Genomic DNA, 18,579 nt, shown 5'->3' with positions numbered 1-18,579 from the left:
AGCGGAGCGCCCTCCGACAGCACAGACCGAGTAGCCCTCGCGGAATGTGACAACCGCCTAGCGGCGGGCCAGCTGTCGGCCCGCGAACTCCAGCTTGTCCGGGTTCAGCACGGCCCGGACCCCGCCGATCACGCCGTCGCGCACCTCGAACGTGATCACCAGGGCCAGCGCCTCGCCTTCCCAGGCCGCGAGACCACTTCCGCCGTTGACCTCCACCGACGCGAATCGCAGCGCCGCGCCCCATTTCTCCAGGGAACCCAGCAGGAACCGGATGACCTTCTCGCGTCCCTCCACCGGTCGCCGGGCCGCGCTCACCCTGCCGCCGCCGTCGCTCCACCAGGTCGCGTCGTCCGCGAGCAGTTTCTCCAGCCCGGCGAGATCCCCGTCCCGGGCCGCCGTGACGAAGGACGCCACCAACTCCTCCTGCTGCTCGGGCGCGGGCACGAACCGTGACCCCGGCTCGCCCACCCGCCGGGCCGCCCGCCGGTGCAGCTGACGGCAGTTGGCCTCGCTCAGGTCCAGCACCCCGGCGATCTCCCGGTAGCCGTAGGCGAAGGCCTCCCGCAGCACGTACACGGCCCTCTCGGTCGGTGTCAGCCGCTCCAGGAGCACCAGCACCGCCATGGACACGGCGTCCCGCTGCTCGGCGGATTCCAGTGGGCCGAGCGTTCCGTCGGAGCTGACGACCGGCTCCGGCAGCCAGGTCCCGACGTACTGCTCGCGCCGGGACCGCGCCGAGGTCAGCCGGTTGAGGCAGAGGTTGGTGACGACCTTGGCGAGCCAGGCCCCGGGATGCTCGATGCCCGCGCGGTCGGTCCCGCTGAAGCGCAGATACGCGTCCTGAACGGTGTCCTCGGCCTCGTCGGCGGAACCGAGCATCCGGTATGCCAGACCGAACAGCCGGGGGCGATGGCTCTCGAACTCGTCAGCGATCGCGGTCGTCATGCGGGTCACCCTGCCAGAAGGGAGACCCGGCGGCGGGCAAGGGCCGTCGTCACCGCCGCCGGGCCCGTCTCTACGGGTGTCCACGCACGGCGACCCTAAAAAGGACTAGACCATTAGGTCAAGGGGTGGGGGTGAGGGGGTTGTGAGCCACTGCACACCGTTCGCCCGTATGGACGTCGATCGGGCGTGGCAGACTGACTCTGTACCAGAAGCAGCGCACTCCGGGGTCGGTGAAAGTCCGAACCGGCGGTTACAGTCCGCGACCCGACCGCTTCCAGCGGCCGGTTGACCAGGTGAAATTCCTGGACCGACGGTTAAAGTCCGGATGGGAGGCAGTGCGCGGCGGGCGGGCATACCTGTATGCGCGCCGCCGTATCAGGGTTCGCCCTTTCAGGGTGGGCCCCGTCCGGCGTCGCCCCCGGTGTCCCTGCTCGTCATTTCTGTCGTCATCGACAGCCCCGGAGTCCGTGCCCGAATGAGGCAGGGAGGACCCGGGAAGTGTTCACCGGAATCGTCGAAGAGTTGGGCGAGATCACCGCCGTCGAGAACCTCGGCGACGCCTGTCGCTTCCGACTGCGCGGCCCCGTCGTCACCGAGGGCGCGAAACACGGAGACTCCATCGCCGTCAACGGCGTCTGCCTCACCGTCGTCGACCACGAGGGCGACGAGTTCACCGCCGACGTCATGGCCGAGACCCTCGACCGCTCCAGCCTCGGTGCCCTGGGCGTCGGTTCGCGGGTCAACCTGGAGCGCCCCACCGCCGTGGGCGCACGCCTCGGCGGGCACATCGTCCAGGGACATGTGGACGGCACCGGCGAGGTCCTGGAGCGCAAGCCCTCCGAGAACTGGGAGATCATCAAGATCTCCCTGCCCGCGGACCTCGCGCGATACGTCGTCGAGAAGGGCTCCATCACGGTCGACGGCATCAGCCTCACCGTCGTGGACGCGGGGCCCGACTACTTCACCGTCAGCCTGATCCCGACCACCCTCGCCCTGACCACGCTCGGCCTCAAGCAGCCCGGTGCCCCGGTCAACCTGGAGGTCGACGTCGTGGCCAAGTACGTCGAGCGCCTGCTCGCGAGCAGTCAGGGGGCGGGGAAGTGAACTCCCTCAACACCGAGGCCTTCACGCTCTTCGGCCAGCACATCCTCTGGTCGGACATGATCGGCAACATCCTCGGCCTCATCGCCCTCGCCCTCGGCTGGCGACGAAACCTGTGGAGCTGGCCGGTGCAGTTCGCCTCCGGCCTCATCCTCTTCGGCGCCTTCTACGGGCACCTCACCGGCAGCGCCGGCAAGCAGGCCGTCGTCATGGTCGTCGCCCTGTACGGCTGGTGGCAGTGGAACCGCAACAAGGGCCGCGCCGAAGACGGCGGGGACGGGCACATCACCCCCCGGTTCGCCTCCTGGCGTGAGCGCGGTGCCCTCGTCGGCGCCGCAGCCGTGGGCACCGTAGCGGTCGCCCTGCTCTTCAAGGCCTACCCGACCCTGTCCTGGGACCCCTGGCCCGACGCCTACATCTTCGTCGGCACCGTCGTCGCCATGTACGCCCAGGCCCGCGGCATGGTCGAGTTCTGGTTCGCCTGGCTCCTCGTCGACCTCGTCGGCGTCCCGCTGAACTTCGCCAACGGCTATGCCTTCTCCGGCTTCGTCTACGTCATCTACGGCGCGCTCGTCCTGTGGGGCATGCGCGACTGGTGGCTGCGCTCCCGCGAGTCCGCGCGGCCCGTCATGGAAGGAGCGCCGGCATGACCGCCCGCCCGTCTCCCACCACCACCCCAACCGAGGCGCTTCGCGCCACCCCTTCGATCCCACCCATTCTGTACAGCACCGACGGGTTCGAGGACTTCGCGCTGGACCCCGTCGAGCAGGCCGTCGCCGACATCGCGGCCGGCCGCCCCATCGTGGTCGTCGACGACGAGGACCGCGAGAACGAGGGCGACCTCGTCGTCGCCGCCGAGAAGGTCACCCCCGAGATCGTCGCCTTCATGATGAGCGAGTGCCGCGGCCTGATCTGCGCCCCCATGGAGGGCGACGAACTGGACCGGCTCAAGCTGCCGCAGATGGTCGACGACAACACCGAGTCGATGAAAACCGCGTTCACAGTCTCCGTTGACGCATCGGGCGCTCACGGTGTGACAACAGGGATTTCGGCCTCAGACCGCGCGACCACGCTTCAACTGCTCGCGAGCGGCGACGCCGATCACACCGACTTCGTCCGGCCCGGCCACATCTTCCCGCTGCGCGCCAAGTCCGGCGGCGTGCTCGTCCGCAACGGCCACACCGAGGCCGCCGTCGACCTCGCCCGCCTCGCGGGACTGCGCCCGGCCGGCGCGATCGTCGAGATCGCCGGCGAGGACGGCCGGATGCTCCGCCTCCCGGAACTGATCCCCTTCGCCCGCAAGCACGGTCTGACGATCATCTCCATCGAGGACCTGATCGCCTACCGCCAGGCCGCCGAGCCCACAGTTCGCCGCGAGGCCGAGACCCGGCTGCCCACCGCCCACGGCACCTTCACGGCGTACGGCTACCGCTCCACCGTCGACGGCGTCGAGCACGTCGCCCTGGTGCACGGCGAGATCGGCGACGGCGAGGACGTCCTGGTCCGCGTCCACTCCGAGTGCCTCACCGGCGACATCTTCGGCTCCCTGCGCTGCGACTGCGGCCCCCAGCTGGACACCTCCCTGGAGCGCATCCAGGCCGAGGGCAGGGGAGTGGTGGTCTACCTGCGCGGCCACGAGGGACGCGGCATCGGCCTGCTGTCCAAGCTGCGGGCCTACGAGCTCCAGGAACAGGGCCACGACACCCTCGACGCCAACCTGGAACTCGGCCTGCCCGCCGACGCCCGGGACTACGGCGCGGGCGCGCAGATCCTTGAGGACCTCGGAGTCCACAGCCTGCGCCTGATGACCAACAACCCCGACAAGTCCGACGCCCTCCTGAGGCACGGCCTCAAGGTCACCGGCCGGGAGCCGATGCCCGTACAGGCGGGCGAGCACAACCTCCGCTACCTGCGCACCAAGCGGGACCGGATGGGCCACGACCTGCCCTGGCTGGACACCGCACCGGTGTCCACCTGCAGCAACCAGTAAGCACTTCGAGGAGAGTTCGAGAACGTGAGCGGCAAGGGTGCACCGGAGCTGTCCGTACGCAACGTGGGCGACCTGCGGGTCGCCGTCATCGCGGCACAGTGGCACGAGAAGGTGATGGACGGTCTGGTGGACGGCGCCCTGCGCGCCCTGCACGACCTGGGGATCGACGAGCCGACCCTGCTCAGGGTCCCCGGCAGCTGGGAGCTCCCGGTCGTCGCCAAGGTCCTCGCGGGCCGCGGCTACGACGCGATCGTCGCCCTCGGCGTCGTGATCCGCGGCGGCACCCCGCACTTCGAGTACGTGTGCCAGGGCGTCACCCAGGGCCTCACCCAGGTCTCCGTGGACACCGGCGTCCCGGTCGGCTTCGGCGTCCTCACCTGCGACACCGAGGAGCAGGCCCTGGACCGCGCGGGCATCGAGGGCTCCAACGAGGACAAGGGACACGAGGCGGTGACCGCCGCGGTGGCCACGGCGGCCACCCTCCGCTCAGTATCTGAACCGTGGCGATAGAGACGCTGTTAATTGCCATAAGGTGTGTCTCACCATGTCCAATAAGACGTTCGAGGAGCTCTTCACCGAGCTCCAGCAGAAGGCCGCCACCGGCGACCCCGCCACCTCCCGCACCGCAGAACTGGTCGGCAAGGGCGTCCATGCCATCGGCAAGAAGGTCGTCGAAGAGGCCGCCGAGGTCTGGATGGCCGCCGAGTACGAGGGCAAGGAGGCGGCCGCCGAGGAGATCTCGCAGCTGCTGTACCACGTCCAGGTGATGATGGTCGCGCGGGGGATCTCCCTCGACGACGTCTACGCCCACCTGTAGAGCCACCCGTTCAGCCAACACCCCATCACGCAAAGGAAGCCGACCTCATGCTGCGCATCGCCGTCCCCAACAAGGGTTCCCTCTCAGGCCCTGCGGCGGACATGCTGCATGAGGCCGGCTACCAGCAGCGCCGGGAGTCCAAGGAACTGCGGATCGTCGACCCGGTCAACGAGGTGGAGTTCTTCTACCTCCGCCCCCGTGACATCGCGATCTACGTCTCCTCCGGCCGCCTCGACATCGGCGTCACCGGTCGCGACCTGCTGATCGACTCCGGCGCCAACGCCGAGGAGATCCTCCCGCTCGGTTTCGCCCGTTCCACCTTCCGGTTCGCGTCCAAGCCGGGCACCGCGAACGGCATCGAGGACCTCAAGGGCAAGACGGTCGCCACCTCCTACGAGGGGATCGTCGCGGGGCACCTCGCCGACAGCGGCATCGACGCCTCCGTCGTCCACCTCGACGGCGCCGTCGAGACCGCCATCGAGCTCGGTGTCGCCGAGGTCATCGCGGACGTCGTCGAGACCGGCACCAGCCTGCGCAACGCGGGCCTGGAGGTCTTCGGCGAGCCCATCATGAAGTCCGAGGCCATCGTGATCCGCCGCACCGGCGCCGAGACGGAAGAGCCCAAGGTGCAGCAGTTCCTGCGCCGCCTTCAGGGCGTCCTCGTAGCCCGGACGTACGTGATGATGGATTACGACTGTCGCGTCGAGCAGCTGGAGAAGGCCGTCGCGCTCACGCCGGGTCTGGAGTCCCCGACCGTCTCCCCGCTGCACAACGAGGGCTGGGTCGCCGTCCGCGCGATGGTCCCGGCCAAGGAGGCGCAGCGCATCATGGACGACCTGTACGACATCGGCGCGCGGGCCATCCTGACGACGGCCATCCACGCCTGCCGGCTCTGAGGGGCGTACCGCAGATGTCTTCCGAGCCGCCCGCTCTCCCCGTCACGTTCCGGCCGGGCCGCACCCGTGTCGTGCTGCTCGGCGCGGGTGTCGCGATCTTCGTGGTGATCACGGTGATCGCGCTGCTCCTTGAGCAGCTCGGCCCGGGGGAGCGCCTGAGCTTCATCTTCACCGGGGCGCTGCTCGCCGGTGTGTTGTTCATGCTGGCCAGGGTGAAGGTCGTTGCCGACGAGTCCGGTGTCACCGTCCAGAACATCGCCGGCCGGCGGCACCTGGAGTGGGCCGAGATCATCCAGGTGAACCTCCGGCCCGGCGATCCGTGGGTGTTCCTCGACCTCAGCGACGGCACCAGTCTGCCGGCGCTCGGCATCCAGCCGGGCATCGCCAAGCAGCACGCCATCGCCGACGCACGTGCTTTGCGGGCGCTCGTCGAGTCTCGTTCACCGAGGGATCTGCCGTAGAGGCCCTTGTCTTGATTAATCTGTTGGCGGAGGCGTTTTCGTGACGCCTCCGCCGCTTCTTGTTCCTGCTACCCGAGGAGTGACTCCCTCCAGCGATGGACGGATCGTCCTGTAGTACCTGCGCCGCCCCCTCCCGACATATCGAGGCGGCGGCATGACCATCCCGCTGCTGCTCCTAGGAGCGGCGTTCCTGTTGATTCTCGCCAACGGCTTCTTCGTGGCGGCCGAGTTCGGCCTCGTCACCGTCGAGGCCACGGAGGCCGAGAGGGCCGCCGCGGAAGGCGACCGACGGGCCCGCCGGGTCGCCGAGTCGCTCAAGGAGCTGTCCTTCCAGCTCTCCGGCACCCAGCTCGGCATCACCATCACCTCCCTCGTCGTCGGCATGCTCGCCGAGCCGGCGCTCGCGGAACTGCTGCACGGGCCGTTCACGGCCATCGGCATCCCCGAGGGCGCGGTCTCCGGTGTGGCCGTCGTCGTGGGCATGCTGCTGGCCTCCGCCGTGCAGATGGTGATCGGCGAACTCGTGCCCAAGAACTGGGCGGTGTCCAAGCCGATGCAGGTCGCCCGCTTCGTGGCCGGCCCGCAGCACGCCTTCGCCCGGCTCTTCCGGCCGGTGATCGCCGCCCTGAACGCGGTCGCCAACCGCCTCGTCCGTGCGCTGGGCATCGAGCCCGCCGAGGAACTGGCCTCCGCCCGCACCCCCGGCGAGCTGGTCTCCCTGGCCCGGCACTCGGCCCAGGCCGGCGCCCTGGAGCAGGACACCGCGGACCTCTTCGTCCGCACGCTGTCGCTCGGCGAGCTCACCGCGCAGCACGTCATGACCCCGCGCGTGAAGGTCAGCTCGCTCCAGGCCTCGGCCACCGCCGAGGACGTCGTCAACCTCACCCGGGCCACCGGTCTGTCCCGCTTCCCGGTCTACCGCGAGAAGATCGACGAGATCGTCGGCATGGTCCACCTCAAGGACGCCCTGGCCGTCCCGGTCCAGGACCGTCTCCGCACTCCCGTCGGCCGGATCGCCCGTCCGGCGCTGCTGGTGCCCGAGACGCTCCCGGTCCAGCCCCTCCTCGCCCAGCTGCGCAGCGAGCAGCCCATCGCCGTCGTCGTCGACGAGTACGGCGGCACGGCCGGCGTCGTCACCCTGGAGGACATCGTCGAGGAGATCGTCGGTGAGGTCCGTGACGAGCACGACGGTCAGGACGTCCCCGAACTCGCCGCCGTCCCGCCGGAGGACGGCCGCCTCGCCTGGGACGCCGACGGCAGCTGCCGGGTCGACATCCTCCAGCGCATAGGCCTCGACGTGCCCGAGGGGCCGTACGAGACCGTCGCCGGGCTGGTCGCCGACCTGCTCGGCCGTATCCCCGCCGTCGGCGACCGGGCCGAACTGCCCGGCTGGCGGCTCACCGTGCGCCAGGTCGGGCACTACCGCGCCGAGCGGGTCCGCCTGGTCCGCACGGTCCCCGCGGTGAACGTCATGGAGGCCGCCCGATGAGCGTGCTCCAACTCCTCTTCGCCGCGCTGCTCGTGCTCGCCAACGGCTTCTTCGTCGGCGCCGAGTTCGCGCTGGTCTCCGTGCGCCGCAGCCAGATCGAACCGCTCGGCACCGCGCGTGCCCGACAGGTGTTGTACGGCCTTGAGCGGCTCCCCCAGATGATGGCGGCGGCCCAGTTCGGCATCACGGTGTGCTCGCTGACGCTCGGCGCGGTCGCCGAACCGACGGTCGCGCAGCTGCTGGAGCCGGTCTTCGAGTGGATCCATATGCCGCACGGCATGATCCACCCGCTCGGATACGTCATCGCCCTCGCCGCGGTGGTCTTCTTCCACCTGGTCATCGGCGAGATGGTCCCGAAGAACCTCGCGATGGCGGCGCCGGAGAAGGTCTCGCTGTGGCTCAGCCCCGGGCTGGTGGCCTTCGCGCGGCTGTGCAGGCCGATCACCATCTCCCTCGGCGCCTGCGCCCGGGCCATCCTGCGGCTCTTCCACGTGGAGCCCAAGGACGAGGTCGAGGCGGTGTTCACCAGCGAGCAGCTCAACCGCCTGGTGGAGAGCTCCGGCCAGGCGGGCCTGCTCGACCCCGAGGAACAGGAACGCCTGGAGGACGCGCTGGAGCTGGGTTCCCGCCCGGTCACGGACGTCCTGCTCAAGCGCGAGTCCCTGGTGACGGTACGTCCCTCGGTGACCCCGGGCCAGATCATCGAACTCACCGGCCGTACCGGGTACTCCCGCTTCCCGATCGCCGCGGAGAACGGTGCGTTCATGGGGTACCTGCACGTCAAGGACGTACTGGATCTGGAGGACTCGCAGCGGGCGGTACCCCAGCAGATCTGGCGCCCCATGACCAAGCTCAGGTCCGACCTGCCGCTGGACGACGCCCTCACGGTGATGCGGCGGGCGGCTACGCACCTGGCTCAGGTTGCGGACGGTTCGGGCAAGGTGCTCGGGCTGGTCGCGCTGGAGGACGTACTGGAGCTGCTGGTGGGCGAGGTGCGGGATCCGGCGCACCGGGAGCTGCCGGAGGTGCGGGTCACTGAGCCGCGCAGCAGCGAGGAGGCGTTGGCGTCGTAGTTCTTCGGCTGCGGCCGAGTGGGGGCTGATCGCGCAGTTCCCCGCGCCCCGGGGTGGGTGCAGTCAATGCATGCCTAGCTGTACCCACTGCTTTTGGGGGCGCGGGGAACTGCGCGACAAGCCCCACCGGCCTGCAGCCAACGAACTACATCGCCGACGGATCCTGCGGCCCCCGCCCCGACAGGACCTCCCCGTACGCCTGCATCAGATCCGGCAGCCGCAGTGTCGACAAGTCGTCCCGGCTCAACATCCCCGGATACGTCGACAACCGAAGATCCCGATACGCGCAGCTCTTCTCGTACAGAGTCCGCAGGAACCGCCCGTTGCCCAGCTCGTCGATCCATCCCTGGTCCACCACATGCCCGGCGATGGACCGCAGCTCGTCGAGCGCCTCCTCGTCCCAGATGTCGCCGTTCTCGCCCGCCAACACCTCGCCGATGGAGGTGAGTTCGAGGGGACGGTACGAGGGGAAGTCCACCCGGGTCGTGAAGCGCGACGACAGTCCGGGGTTCGCGGCCAGCAGCCGGTCCATCCCCTCCGGGTAGCCCGCCAGGATCACGACCAGGTGATCCCGGTTGTCCTCGGCCCGCTTCAGCAGCACCTGCAGCGCCTCGTCGCCGTACGCATCCCCTTTGCCGTAACCGGAGTTGGAGAGCGAGTACGCCTCGTCGACGAAGAGCACGCCACCGAGGGCGGAGTCGATCAGTTCGTTCGCCTTCACCGCCGTCTGGCCCAGGTACTCCCCGACCAGATCCGCCCGCTGCGCCTCCACGAGATGGTCACCGCCGAGCAGCCCGAGTGCGTAGAAGACGCGCCCCAGGATGCGGGCCACCGTGGTCTTGCCGGTGCCGGAGGGGCCGGAGAAGACGAAGTGACGTTTGGGCGGCTGGACCGGAAGGCCCTGTCCGGTGCGCAGCCGGGCCATGTTCAACTGGGCGGAGAGAGCCTTGACTTGGCGCTTCACCGGCTCAAGACCCACCATGCGCTCGAGTTCGGTGAGCGCCTCCTCCAGTAAGGCGGGGTCGGTGGGGCCGGCCGGCAGCGGCCCCGCCGGTGTACTGGAGCGCTCACGTCCGGCCGGGTCGGTCATGGACGGCAGCGGACCGGTGGGCGGAGGCTCCGGATCGGAGAGCTTCAGCTCCCTCCCCTCGATGCCGAACAGCGGGTCGATCCCGTCGGGCCCTTCCAGCACGTCCTGCCCGAAACCGGTGAGCGTGATCGCCGCGAGGTCGGCGGGGTCGTCGTACCCGTCGCCCTCGGCGATCGCGGCGAGCCGGGCCGAGGTGTCCATGAAGGCGGGGTCGACGCGGTGCACGGCCCGGTAGAGGGGGAGCGCGGCCGCCGACCGGCCGGTTCCCTCGTGGGCCCGGGCCAGCCAGTAGCGCAGTTCCTTGCGCTGGGGCTGTTCGCTGCGGCAGCGCATCAGGGCCGCCGAGAGCAGCGGTTCGGCCTGGCCGTACATCTCCAGACGGACCCGGGCCATGCCGCCGAAGAGACCGGCCTCGATCCCGAGCATGGCGTCGTCGATCAGCGGTTCGGTGTGCCGGACCAGTTGGTCCCAGTCCTTGACGAGGTAGGCGCGGCACGCGTGCAGGAAGCGGACCTGGTGGTCGGTGTCCACCGGCGGCAGTCCCGCGAGGGCCCGGTCCAGTTCGGGGACGTGACGGCCGTCCAGCCAGTGCGAGGCGTGCGCGAGGAGCAGGTCACGCGGGCTCTCCAGGACCGGCTGCACCCACCAGCCCAGCCAGTACCAGGAGTTGAGGGTGCGGCGGTGCCGGGCGCGCTGTTCTCCGAAGCGCTCGCGGTGCCGGTACATCCGCAGCAGCGCGGTCGTCGTGTCGACGCGCAGTGCGTGCAGTCCGAGCCAGCCGTCGGCCATCCCGGGATCGATCCGCACCGCGGCCCGGAACTCCTCCTCCGCCTGCGGATAGGCGCCCATCGTGTAGGCGTCCACACCTCGCACCCATGCGAGGTCGGCCGGGGCCTCGGGGCCCTGCGTGCCGAAATCCATCACGTCCCCCACAAACCGTGCCCCCGTGGTTTCACCACCGGGCCGACGCCCGGTGGCCGCCTTCGTCCAACCGCTGTGCCGCGGACCGGAGTTGCAACAGTGCGCAGAGCAGCCGTCCGTAGGTCGCACCGAGGGCATCGTACCTGCGGAAGCATCGCCCGCCGTAGGGTGCCGCACAGGCCGTTTGACGAGGTGGGAGCAGATGGGGCGCACCACGCATGGTGACCGAGGGTGAGCAAATCGTGCCTCACGGCGTCCGGAAATCCGTGTGAAGGCAGAACGAAGCCCCCGATCACGGGGGAACAACCGGGGGCTTCGCGACTGCGGGCGACCTCGAACGGCCGCACATTGAGAACGTAAGACCTGTACGGCCCCTCGGTCAAGCGGAGTTGGGCGACTCAGGCGAGTTCCTACCGGTGGGTCTTCACAGGTTCAACACATCGCCTCCGGGTCGTCACCGTGTGTGACATCGCAGGCCGGTCCGATGGTCTCCGCAGGCCCTTTGGTGACCACGTATCCCTCCTGACACTGCCGCACCAGAAGGTCAGCGAAAGGCCGGGAGGGGTCTTCGGCGAAATGCCGTCGCTCCGCCGCGACCCAGCCGTCCCAGAACTCCCGCTGCCGCGCCCCGTCCCGGGAGCGTCCGCGGGCCCAGGACTCCTCGCGGGGCAGTTCCATCCACAGCAGTCGTGCCAGGTGCGGCCTCAGTGCGCGGCGGCCCGCTCCGACGCCCTCCAGCAGGATCACCGGCGCCGGTGGCAGGGCGCGGGACGGTCCGAAGCGGCGGGCGTGCCAGTCGTAGGGGGCGTAGTGCGCGGTCCGACCGCGGTCGAGCGGTGCGATCACCTCGCGCAGGAGCCGGCCGGTCCAGTCGAACAGCTCGTCGTGGCTGGCGATGTCATCGAGGTGCAGCACAGGAACACCGCCGAGAGCGTCGGCCAACTGCCCGGCGAACGTGGACTTTCCGGAGCCGGCGTGTCCGTCGACCCCGATCAGTCGGACCGGACCGCAGGACGGGGGCAGCCGGCGGAGCCGGAAGGCGAGGTCGTGGATGACGGTTCCTGGAGGCGTGCATACGGATGGACGGGCGGGCGCGGCCAGTCTAGTGAGCGCCCGCTGCTGATGTCGGAATCGCAGGCTCCCAGGTCATGCCAGTGGACGAGACCAATATTCGTGGGCGTGGCATGGGCGGAAGTGCTGGCAGGAGCATGCCGCCTCATCCATAGTTGGCGCACTACCGTGCATTGGACCCGCCCCGACTCGGACACCTGGGGGTCTTCCCAGCCATGAGCAGAGCCGAACAGCCGTCCCGCAGAACCGTTCTGGCCGCCGCGGTCGCCGCCGCTGTGGCCGGCAGCGCGGGCCCCGCGACCGCCCTCGGCGACGCGACCGACGCGGAGCCCGACGAGGCAGCCGCCCGACAGGTCGACAACCACGCCTGGACCACGTACAGCGACTGGCGCGCCGGCATGGCGAAAGGCACCCGTGCCGTCGCCGGCAGCCGTCCCGGCGTCGTGATCGGCACGCCCGCAGGCACCACCGCCTACACCGACCCGCACACCGGGACCACCGCCACCTGGGAGTACGCGACCTGGACCGCGCCGGTCCACAAGCTCACCGTGCCCTCGACGGAGGTGATCGCCTCCTGGAACGCGCACACTCCGGCCGGCACCTGGATCCAGATCGAACTCCAGGGGACGTACTCCGACGGCACGGCCACCCCCTGGTACGTGATGGGCCGCTGGGCCGCCGGTGACGGAGACATCAAGCGGACCTCGGTCGACGACCAGACCGACGACAAGAGCACCATCTGGACGGACACCTTCGCGATCGACGACCCGTCGACGGGGCTGCGCCTGGCGTCGTACCGGCTGCGGCTGACCCTGTACCGCAGGCCCGGCGCCAAGAACACACCGACCGTGTGGCGGCTGGGCGCGATGGGCTCGGACGTCCCCGACCGCTTCACCGTCCCGGCCTCCACGCCCGGCCTCGCCCGGGAGCTGGACGTCCCGCGCTACTCGCAGGAGATCCACTCGGGCCAGTACCCGGAGTACGACAACGGCGGCGAGGCCTGGTGCAGTCCCACCTCCTCGCAGATGATCATCGAGTACTGGGGCGGCCGGCTCACCGCGGAGCAGCTGGCATGGGTCGACCCGTCGTACGCGGACCCCCAGGTCTGCCACGCGGCCCGGTACACCTACGACCACCAGTACGCGGGCTGCGGCAACTGGCCGTTCAACGCGGCCTACGCGGCCACCTTCAAGGACCTCCAGGGCGTGGTCACCCGGCTCGGCTCGCTCACCGAACTGGAGACGCTGATCGCGGCCGGCATCCCGGCCATAACGTCCCAGTCGTTCCTCAAGGAGGAGCTCACGGGCGCGGGTTACGGCACCTCGGGTCACCTCATGACGGTGATCGGCTTCACCGCCGAGGGCGATGTGATCGCCAACGACCCGGCCTCGCCGAGCGATGCGGCGGTGCGGCGCGTCTACAAGCGGCGCGAGTGGGAGAACATCTGGCTCAGGACCAAGCGGTACAACGCCAGTGGCAAGGTCGTCTCCGGTACCGGCGGCGTCTGCTACCTGTACTTCCCCGCCTGTCCGACCCCGCGCCAGCGCGAGGCGCTCGCGGCGGTGGGCGTGCGCTGAGCCGCTCAGGCAACGGCCCCCGGCATTCCGTCGGGGGCCGTTCTCTGTGACCAAGCTCTCGGCCGCAAAAGCCGCTGAGGGTGGCAAGGTGGACAGACCGGTGGGGGGAGACCGGGTCCATCCGCACATCCGAGGTTCAGCGAGACGCCATGACCGCACACTCAGCCACCGCCACCCGCGCCCGGACCGGCGGCCCCAAGGATGACGGTCCGAACATCTTCGAACACATGGCGGGCTGGACCCTCGTCGCTGTGATCGCGATGCTTGTCACGCAGCTCGGCCTACTGTGACCTGATCCATAGTTGACCTGACATACTGCGGGTGTTTCCGCCGCCAGCCCGAGATCAGGGTCGCAATTTGAATATCAGTGATCAGCGTGAAGCCGCCCGGCCGCGGGCTCGCGGCACCGAGCGTTCGGTCGCGCGCCGCGCCGAACTCATCTCCATCGGGCGGAAACTGTTCGCGGACACGTCCTATGACGCGCTCTCCATGGACGACATCGCCCGCCAGGCGCATGTCGCCAAGGGGCTGATCTACTACTACTTCCGGTCCAAGCGCGGCTACTACCTGGCGATCATCCAGGACTCCGTCGCCGACCTGGTCACCTACGCGGCGAGCGGCCTCGAACTGGAGCAGGTGGACCGCGTCCACCGCACCCTGGACAGCTATCTGCGCTACGCCGAGCACAACCAGGCCGCCTATCGCACGGTCGTCAGCGGCGGCGTCGGTTTCGACGCCGAGGTGCACGCCATCCGGGACGGGGTGCGCGAGGCGATCGTCGCGACGATCGCCGAAGGGGCCTACGGCCGCACCGACATCTCCCCGCTGGCCCGCATGGGTCTGTTCGCCTGGGTCTGCAGCGTCGAGGGCGCCACGCTCGACTGGATCGCCGGCCCGTCCCAGCTCTCCCGCGACACCATGCGCGAACTCCTGGTGAAGGCCCTCGGCGGCTCGATGCGCGCCATCGCGGAGATGGATCCGGCCTACCCGACCCCGGCTCCGGCCCGCCGCGACGACTGACGGCCGCGACGACTGACGGCCGCGACGACCGACGGCCGACGGGTTGGGGCGGAGGCTCGTGGTCCCCCGCCCCAAGTCCCCGCTGGTCTCGGCTAGTTGATCGCCTTGATCAGTTCACCGCCCGAGGTGTCCCCGCTCAGCTCCCAGAAGAAGGTGCCGCCAAGGCCCTGCTGGTTCTTGTACGTCATCTTCGTCCCGATGGTCGCGGGGGTGTCGTAACTCCACCAGTCCTTGCCGCACTTGGCGTACGCCGTGCCGCCCACAGTCCGCGTCGCCGGGCACTTGGACTTCAGCACCTTGTAGTCGTCGATGCCCTGCTCGTACGTACCCGCCGCAGGACCGGTCGCCGTGCCGCCCGGCGCCGACTGCGTGACACCGGTCCAGCCGCGGCCGTAGAAGCCGATGCCGAGGAGCAGCTTCGAGGCGGGGATGCCGAGGCCCTTGAGCTTGTCGATGGTCGCCGAGGTGTGGTAACCGGCCTTGGGGATGCCGGAGTAGGAGTTCAGCGGCGAGTGCGGGGCCGTCGGTCCCGACGCGTCCCAGGCGCCGAAGTAGTCGTACGTCATCGGGTTGTACCAGTCGACGTACTGGGCCGCGCCCGCGTAGTTCGCCGCGTCGATCTTGCCGCCGGCCGTGCCGTCGGCGGTGATCGCGGCGGTGACCAGTGAGCCGCTCCCGAACTTCGAACGCAGCGCCGCCATCAGGTTCTTGAACGCCTCCGGGCCGCTGGTGTCACAGGTGTTGCCGCATGCGTTCGGGTACTCCCAGTCGATGTCGATGCCGTCGAAGACGTCGGCCCACTTGGAGTTCTCGACCAGGTCATAGCAGGACTGCGCGAACGCGGCGGGGTTGCGGGCGGCCTCACCGAACCCGCTCGACCAGGTCCAGCCGCCGAACGACCAGATGACCTTGAGACCGGGGTGCTTCTTCTTCAGCTCGCGCAGCTGGTTGAAGTTGCCCCGCAGCGGCTGGTTCCAGGTGTCGGCGACGCCGTCCACGGACTCGGCCGCGGTGTACGTCCGGTCGGTCGCGGCGTAGGCGTCGCCCATCGCGCACTTGCCGCCGCTGACGTTGCCGAAGGCGTAGTTGATGTGGGTCAGCTTCGCGGCCGAGCCGGAGGTCTCGATGTTCTTGACGTAGTACTTGCGGTCGTAGGTGCCCCATTCGGTGAAGTAGCCGACGACTTTGGAGCCGGCGGCCTTCGGTGTCGCCTCGGGGGCGGCGGCGGTCGCGCTGCTCGCGCCGGCCAACAGGCCCGCGCCGAGGAGCGCGCAACACGCGGCGGAGATCAGCGCCCGGAAGCGGGTGCGGTGGGGAACGTGCATCGGTGTCTCCTCGTGGGGGAGAGGGGAACGCCAGCGGATTGGCATGAACGCGATAAAGCGTTGCCCGGAACAGTAGGAGGACTAGACCACCGCGTCAATGGTTCGGACCAATTCGGGAGGCTGTGCCCGGGTCGGCTGTCGGTGCGCTGGGCTATCTTGAAGTGAGCGGTCGTTAACCAGTGACCAGGTGCCTCCGATCGGGCATACTCACAGGGCGCAGTCGCTGGTCAGCAGCTTCCCGTGACCCGGGAGGCGCGAGCAGCGGACGGCGCCCAGTGATATCCGGCGGAGCCGCCCCACCCCACGGCACGCGTCCGCCAGTGCCCTACAGGGAGGAGAGCGTCGCCATGCCCGACCGCGCCCCGCAGCCGGTGGACCGGCAACTGCCCACGGACGAGGCCCGAGACCTGATCTCGCTCGTCCGCGACATCGCGCAGCGCGAGATCGTCCCGAGGGCGGCCGAGGAGGAGGACGCCGGGCACTTCCCCCGCGAGGTCTTCACCCTGCTCTCCCGGACCGGCCTGCTCGGCCTGCCGTACGACTCCGAACGCGGCGGCGCCGACCAGCCGTACGAGGTCTACCTCCAGGCCCTCGAAGAGCTCGCCGCCGCTCGCCTCACAGTCGGCCTCGGCGTCAGCGTGCACACCCTCGCCTCCTACGCGCTCGCGACCTACGGCACCAAGGAACAGCAGGTCGAGCACCTGCCCGCGATGCTCGGCGGCGGACTCCTCGGCGCCTACTGTCTCTCCGAGCCGTCCTCCGGCTCGGACGCGGCCTCGCTGCGCACCAGAGCGGTCCGGGACGGCGACGACTGGGTGATCACCGGTACCAAGGCCTGGATCACCCACGGCGGAGTCGCCGACTTCTACACGGTCATGGCGCGCACCGGCGAGGAGGGCCCACGCGGGATCACCGCGTTCCTGGTTCCCGCGGACGCAGCGGGACTGAGCGCCGCGGCGCCGGAGAAGAAGATGGGCATGAAGGGCTCGCCCACCGCCCAGGTGCACTTCGACGGGGTGCGCGTGCCGGACGAGCGGCGCATCGGCGACGAGGGCCAGGGCTTCGCGATCGCCCTGTCCGCGCTCGATTCGGGGCGGCTCGGCATCGCGGCCTGCGCGATCGGACTGGCCCAGGCGGCCCTCGACGAGGCGGTCGACTACGCGACCGGGCGACAGCAGTTCGGGCGGCCCATCGCCGACTTCCAGGGGCTGCGCTTCATGCTCGCCGACATGGCGACCCAGATCGAGGCGGGCCGGGCGCTGTACCTCGCGGCGGCGCGGCTGCGGGATGCCGGGCGGCCCTTCGCCAAGCAGGCGGCCATGGCCAAACTGCACTGCACCGACACCGCGATGAAGGTCACCACCGACGCCGTCCAGGTCCTCGGTGGCTATGGCTACACCGCCGACTTCCCGGCCGAGCGGTACATGCGCGAGGCCAAGGTCCTGCAGATCGTCGAGGGCACCAACCAGATCCAGCGGATGGTCATCGCCCGTCACCTAGCGGGTCCGGAGACGCGCTGAACTGCCCCGGCCTGACCTGCGGCGCCACGAGCCGGACCCACTCCGGGTCATCGCGCCCCGGCAGGGTGCGGCCGCGGTTGGCCCAGGTGCGCAACAGGTCGCGGTAGATGGGCGGATCCTGGGGCGGTGGAGGTGGGGCCGACGGCACTGGGGGCGGAACCAGCGGCACCGATTCTGCGAACGGTGCATACGTAGGGGTCATACCGGGGCAACGCGATGGCCGACGGCAGGGTCACCGGTTTCCGGAATCGGGCGTGCGTTCATGGCCGTACATCGGGCCTCCGGTAGTTGTCTGACGTACCGTCAGCGCAGCTGCCGTACAGGGATGTTGACGTGAGTGACGACCGCCCCGTACCGCTCGACGAGTACCCCGCGCACCAGGTTCCCCTGTCCGTGAAGTACGTGGCGACGGGGGACTGCCATGCCTACGACCGCCGCATCTTCCACGTCCTCGACGACGAAGGGAGCGCCCCCCCCCATTGAGGAACATCGGCGTGCTGCAGTCGCTCCGCGAGTTTCTCCTCGTCTGCGATCCGGACCCCGACGACCCGGACGGGCTGTCGTTCAGGATCGGGTGGTCGGCGAGCTCCCCACCGCTGTGGGAACCCCACCACCAGCAGCGGCGCGGCGGCCGGCTCACCCTGGAGGGGAAACGCTTCGGGCAGGCGGGCCGGTGTCATGGCGTGTGGCGCATCGGCGGGCAGGACATCCAGCTGACCCCCGACCGCTGGGCCGGAACCCGTGACCGCAGCCGGGGCATGCGCCCCGTCCGGTCGGGCTGTTGGCGCGACTGCACGACCAAGTCCCTTTGGGGCAAACCGAGTTCCTCGCACTGCCCGGCGAGGGTGATGCGCTGGCCCGCCATGTCACGGCCCAACGCGCCTATTACGACTGGGGGGTCGACGGACCCGCCCGCTCACCCCTCATCGAGCGGGCCTTCGAGCGGCTGGAGGAGTCCTGCCGCGCGAGCCCGGTCCGCCGTCCTCAACTGGGGCGACGCGCGCATCGGGAACGTGATCTACGACGGCTTCGACCCCGTGGCCGTACTGGACTGGGAGACGGCCTCCTTGGCAGAGGCCCGGTATGCCGAGCTCGTCGGACACACACCGCACGCCATGGAGTTCTTCACGCGGCACTGCGGCACGCGATCGTCATGCTGCGCATCGCCTACCGCCAGGCGCACTTCGGGGAAGTGGCCGTACCGGCGGATCCGGACGCACTGATCCTGCACCACGGCAGCCTGCGAGCCATGGTGCAGGGCAGCTAAAGCGAAGTGGACGACC

At 69.7% G+C, this 18,579-nt stretch carries 18 protein-coding genes and 1 riboswitch; of the genes, 14 read left to right on the top strand and 4 right to left on the bottom strand.

The window, feature by feature from the left end:
- Positions 1-57: 57 nt before the first annotated feature.
- Entirely contained in the window at positions 58-945 is an 888-nt protein-coding gene (locus ACI2L1_RS17065; RefSeq protein ID WP_404740121.1) for an RNA polymerase sigma-70 factor, read from the bottom strand.
- A 212-nt stretch (positions 946-1,157) separates the two neighbouring features.
- Positions 1,158-1,288, top strand: a riboswitch (FMN riboswitch).
- A 155-nt stretch (positions 1,289-1,443) separates the two neighbouring features.
- Between ACI2L1_RS17065 and ACI2L1_RS17060 the strand changes: the two genes are divergently transcribed.
- The 9 genes from ACI2L1_RS17060 to ACI2L1_RS17020 all read left to right on the top strand — a co-directional run bounded on the left by ACI2L1_RS17060 (position 1,444) and on the right by ACI2L1_RS17020 (position 8,772).
- Positions 1,444-2,049, top strand: a complete 606-nt coding sequence (locus ACI2L1_RS17060) for a riboflavin synthase (RefSeq protein ID WP_059207991.1) — start codon at positions 1,444-1,446, stop codon at positions 2,047-2,049.
- A complete protein-coding gene (pnuC, locus tag ACI2L1_RS17055; RefSeq protein WP_404740120.1) occupies positions 2,046-2,696 on the top strand; it encodes a nicotinamide riboside transporter PnuC in 651 nt (216 codons plus the stop codon). Before ACI2L1_RS17060 ends, pnuC begins: the two co-directional genes overlap by 4 nt.
- Entirely contained in the window at positions 2,693-4,036 is a 1,344-nt protein-coding gene (locus tag ACI2L1_RS17050; RefSeq protein WP_404740119.1) for a bifunctional 3,4-dihydroxy-2-butanone-4-phosphate synthase/GTP cyclohydrolase II, read from the top strand. The genes pnuC and ACI2L1_RS17050 overlap by 4 nt, the downstream gene beginning before the upstream one ends.
- A 24-nt stretch (positions 4,037-4,060) precedes the next feature.
- Positions 4,061-4,546 (top strand): 6,7-dimethyl-8-ribityllumazine synthase, encoded by a 486-nt coding sequence (ribH, locus tag ACI2L1_RS17045; RefSeq protein ID WP_030038615.1) that lies wholly within the window; start codon positions 4,061-4,063, stop codon positions 4,544-4,546.
- 34 nt (positions 4,547-4,580) lie between these two features.
- Positions 4,581-4,853 carry a phosphoribosyl-ATP diphosphatase gene (locus ACI2L1_RS17040; protein WP_018534786.1) on the top strand — a complete coding sequence of 91 codons (273 nt, stop codon included), beginning with the start codon at positions 4,581-4,583 and terminating at the stop codon, positions 4,851-4,853.
- Positions 4,854-4,900: 47 nt separating this feature from the next.
- A complete protein-coding gene (hisG, locus tag ACI2L1_RS17035; protein ID WP_404740118.1) occupies positions 4,901-5,749 on the top strand; it encodes an ATP phosphoribosyltransferase in 849 nt (282 codons plus the stop codon).
- Positions 5,750-5,763: 14 nt separating this feature from the next.
- The gene (locus ACI2L1_RS17030) at positions 5,764-6,210 is read left to right on the top strand and encodes a PH domain-containing protein (protein WP_404740117.1); all 447 of its coding nucleotides are present in this window, start codon (positions 5,764-5,766) and stop codon (positions 6,208-6,210) included.
- 154 nt (positions 6,211-6,364) lie between these two features.
- Positions 6,365-7,699 (top strand): hemolysin family protein, encoded by a 1,335-nt coding sequence (locus ACI2L1_RS17025; protein WP_404740116.1) that lies wholly within the window; start codon positions 6,365-6,367, stop codon positions 7,697-7,699.
- Complete coding sequence (locus ACI2L1_RS17020; protein WP_404740115.1) at positions 7,696-8,772, top strand: hemolysin family protein; 1,077 nt, start codon at positions 7,696-7,698, stop codon at positions 8,770-8,772. Before ACI2L1_RS17025 ends, ACI2L1_RS17020 begins: the two co-directional genes overlap by 4 nt.
- Before the next feature lie 145 nt (positions 8,773-8,917).
- Here the strand turns inward: ACI2L1_RS17020 and ACI2L1_RS17015 are convergent, their stop codons facing one another.
- The gene (locus ACI2L1_RS17015; RefSeq protein WP_404740114.1) at positions 8,918-10,783 is read right to left on the bottom strand and encodes an AAA family ATPase; all 1,866 of its coding nucleotides are present in this window, start codon (positions 10,781-10,783) and stop codon (positions 8,918-8,920) included.
- A gap of 432 nt (positions 10,784-11,215) precedes the next feature.
- On the bottom strand, positions 11,216-11,836 hold the full coding sequence (locus ACI2L1_RS17010; protein ID WP_404740221.1) for a uridine kinase: 621 nt from the start codon (positions 11,834-11,836) through the stop codon (positions 11,216-11,218).
- A 233-nt stretch (positions 11,837-12,069) separates the two neighbouring features.
- On the opposite strand from ACI2L1_RS17010, the gene ACI2L1_RS17005 reads away from it, so the two are divergent.
- The 3 genes from ACI2L1_RS17005 to ACI2L1_RS16995 all read left to right on the top strand — a co-directional run bounded on the left by ACI2L1_RS17005 (position 12,070) and on the right by ACI2L1_RS16995 (position 14,451).
- Positions 12,070-13,431, top strand: a complete 1,362-nt coding sequence (locus ACI2L1_RS17005) for a peptidase C39 family protein (RefSeq protein ID WP_404740113.1) — start codon at positions 12,070-12,072, stop codon at positions 13,429-13,431.
- A 149-nt stretch (positions 13,432-13,580) separates the two neighbouring features.
- Positions 13,581-13,721: an SCO1431 family membrane protein gene (locus tag ACI2L1_RS17000; RefSeq protein WP_404740112.1), complete on the top strand. Its 141-nt coding sequence runs from the start codon at positions 13,581-13,583 to the stop codon at positions 13,719-13,721.
- A 67-nt stretch (positions 13,722-13,788) separates the two neighbouring features.
- Positions 13,789-14,451 carry a TetR/AcrR family transcriptional regulator gene (locus tag ACI2L1_RS16995; protein WP_404740111.1) on the top strand — a complete coding sequence of 221 codons (663 nt, stop codon included), beginning with the start codon at positions 13,789-13,791 and terminating at the stop codon, positions 14,449-14,451.
- Positions 14,452-14,543: 92 nt separating this feature from the next.
- Here the strand turns inward: ACI2L1_RS16995 and ACI2L1_RS16990 are convergent, their stop codons facing one another.
- Complete coding sequence (locus ACI2L1_RS16990; protein WP_404740110.1) at positions 14,544-15,776, bottom strand: glycoside hydrolase family 18 protein; 1,233 nt, start codon at positions 15,774-15,776, stop codon at positions 14,544-14,546.
- Positions 15,777-16,123: 347 nt separating this feature from the next.
- Between ACI2L1_RS16990 and ACI2L1_RS16985 the strand changes: the two genes are divergently transcribed.
- Together ACI2L1_RS16985 and ACI2L1_RS16980 are read left to right on the top strand one after the other, a co-directional pair.
- Positions 16,124-17,296: an acyl-CoA dehydrogenase gene (locus ACI2L1_RS16985; protein WP_404740109.1), complete on the top strand. Its 1,173-nt coding sequence runs from the start codon at positions 16,124-16,126 to the stop codon at positions 17,294-17,296.
- A gap of 333 nt (positions 17,297-17,629) precedes the next feature.
- Positions 17,630-17,779: a hypothetical protein gene (locus tag ACI2L1_RS16980; protein ID WP_404740108.1), complete on the top strand. Its 150-nt coding sequence runs from the start codon at positions 17,630-17,632 to the stop codon at positions 17,777-17,779.
- The last annotated feature ends 800 nt before the right edge of the window (positions 17,780-18,579 follow it).

It is taken from the genome of Streptomyces sp. NPDC019531, assembly GCF_044903305.1.
GTDB lineage: Bacteria > Actinomycetota > Actinomycetes > Streptomycetales > Streptomycetaceae > Streptomyces.
This window is presented reverse-complemented; position numbering and strand designations above follow the sequence as displayed.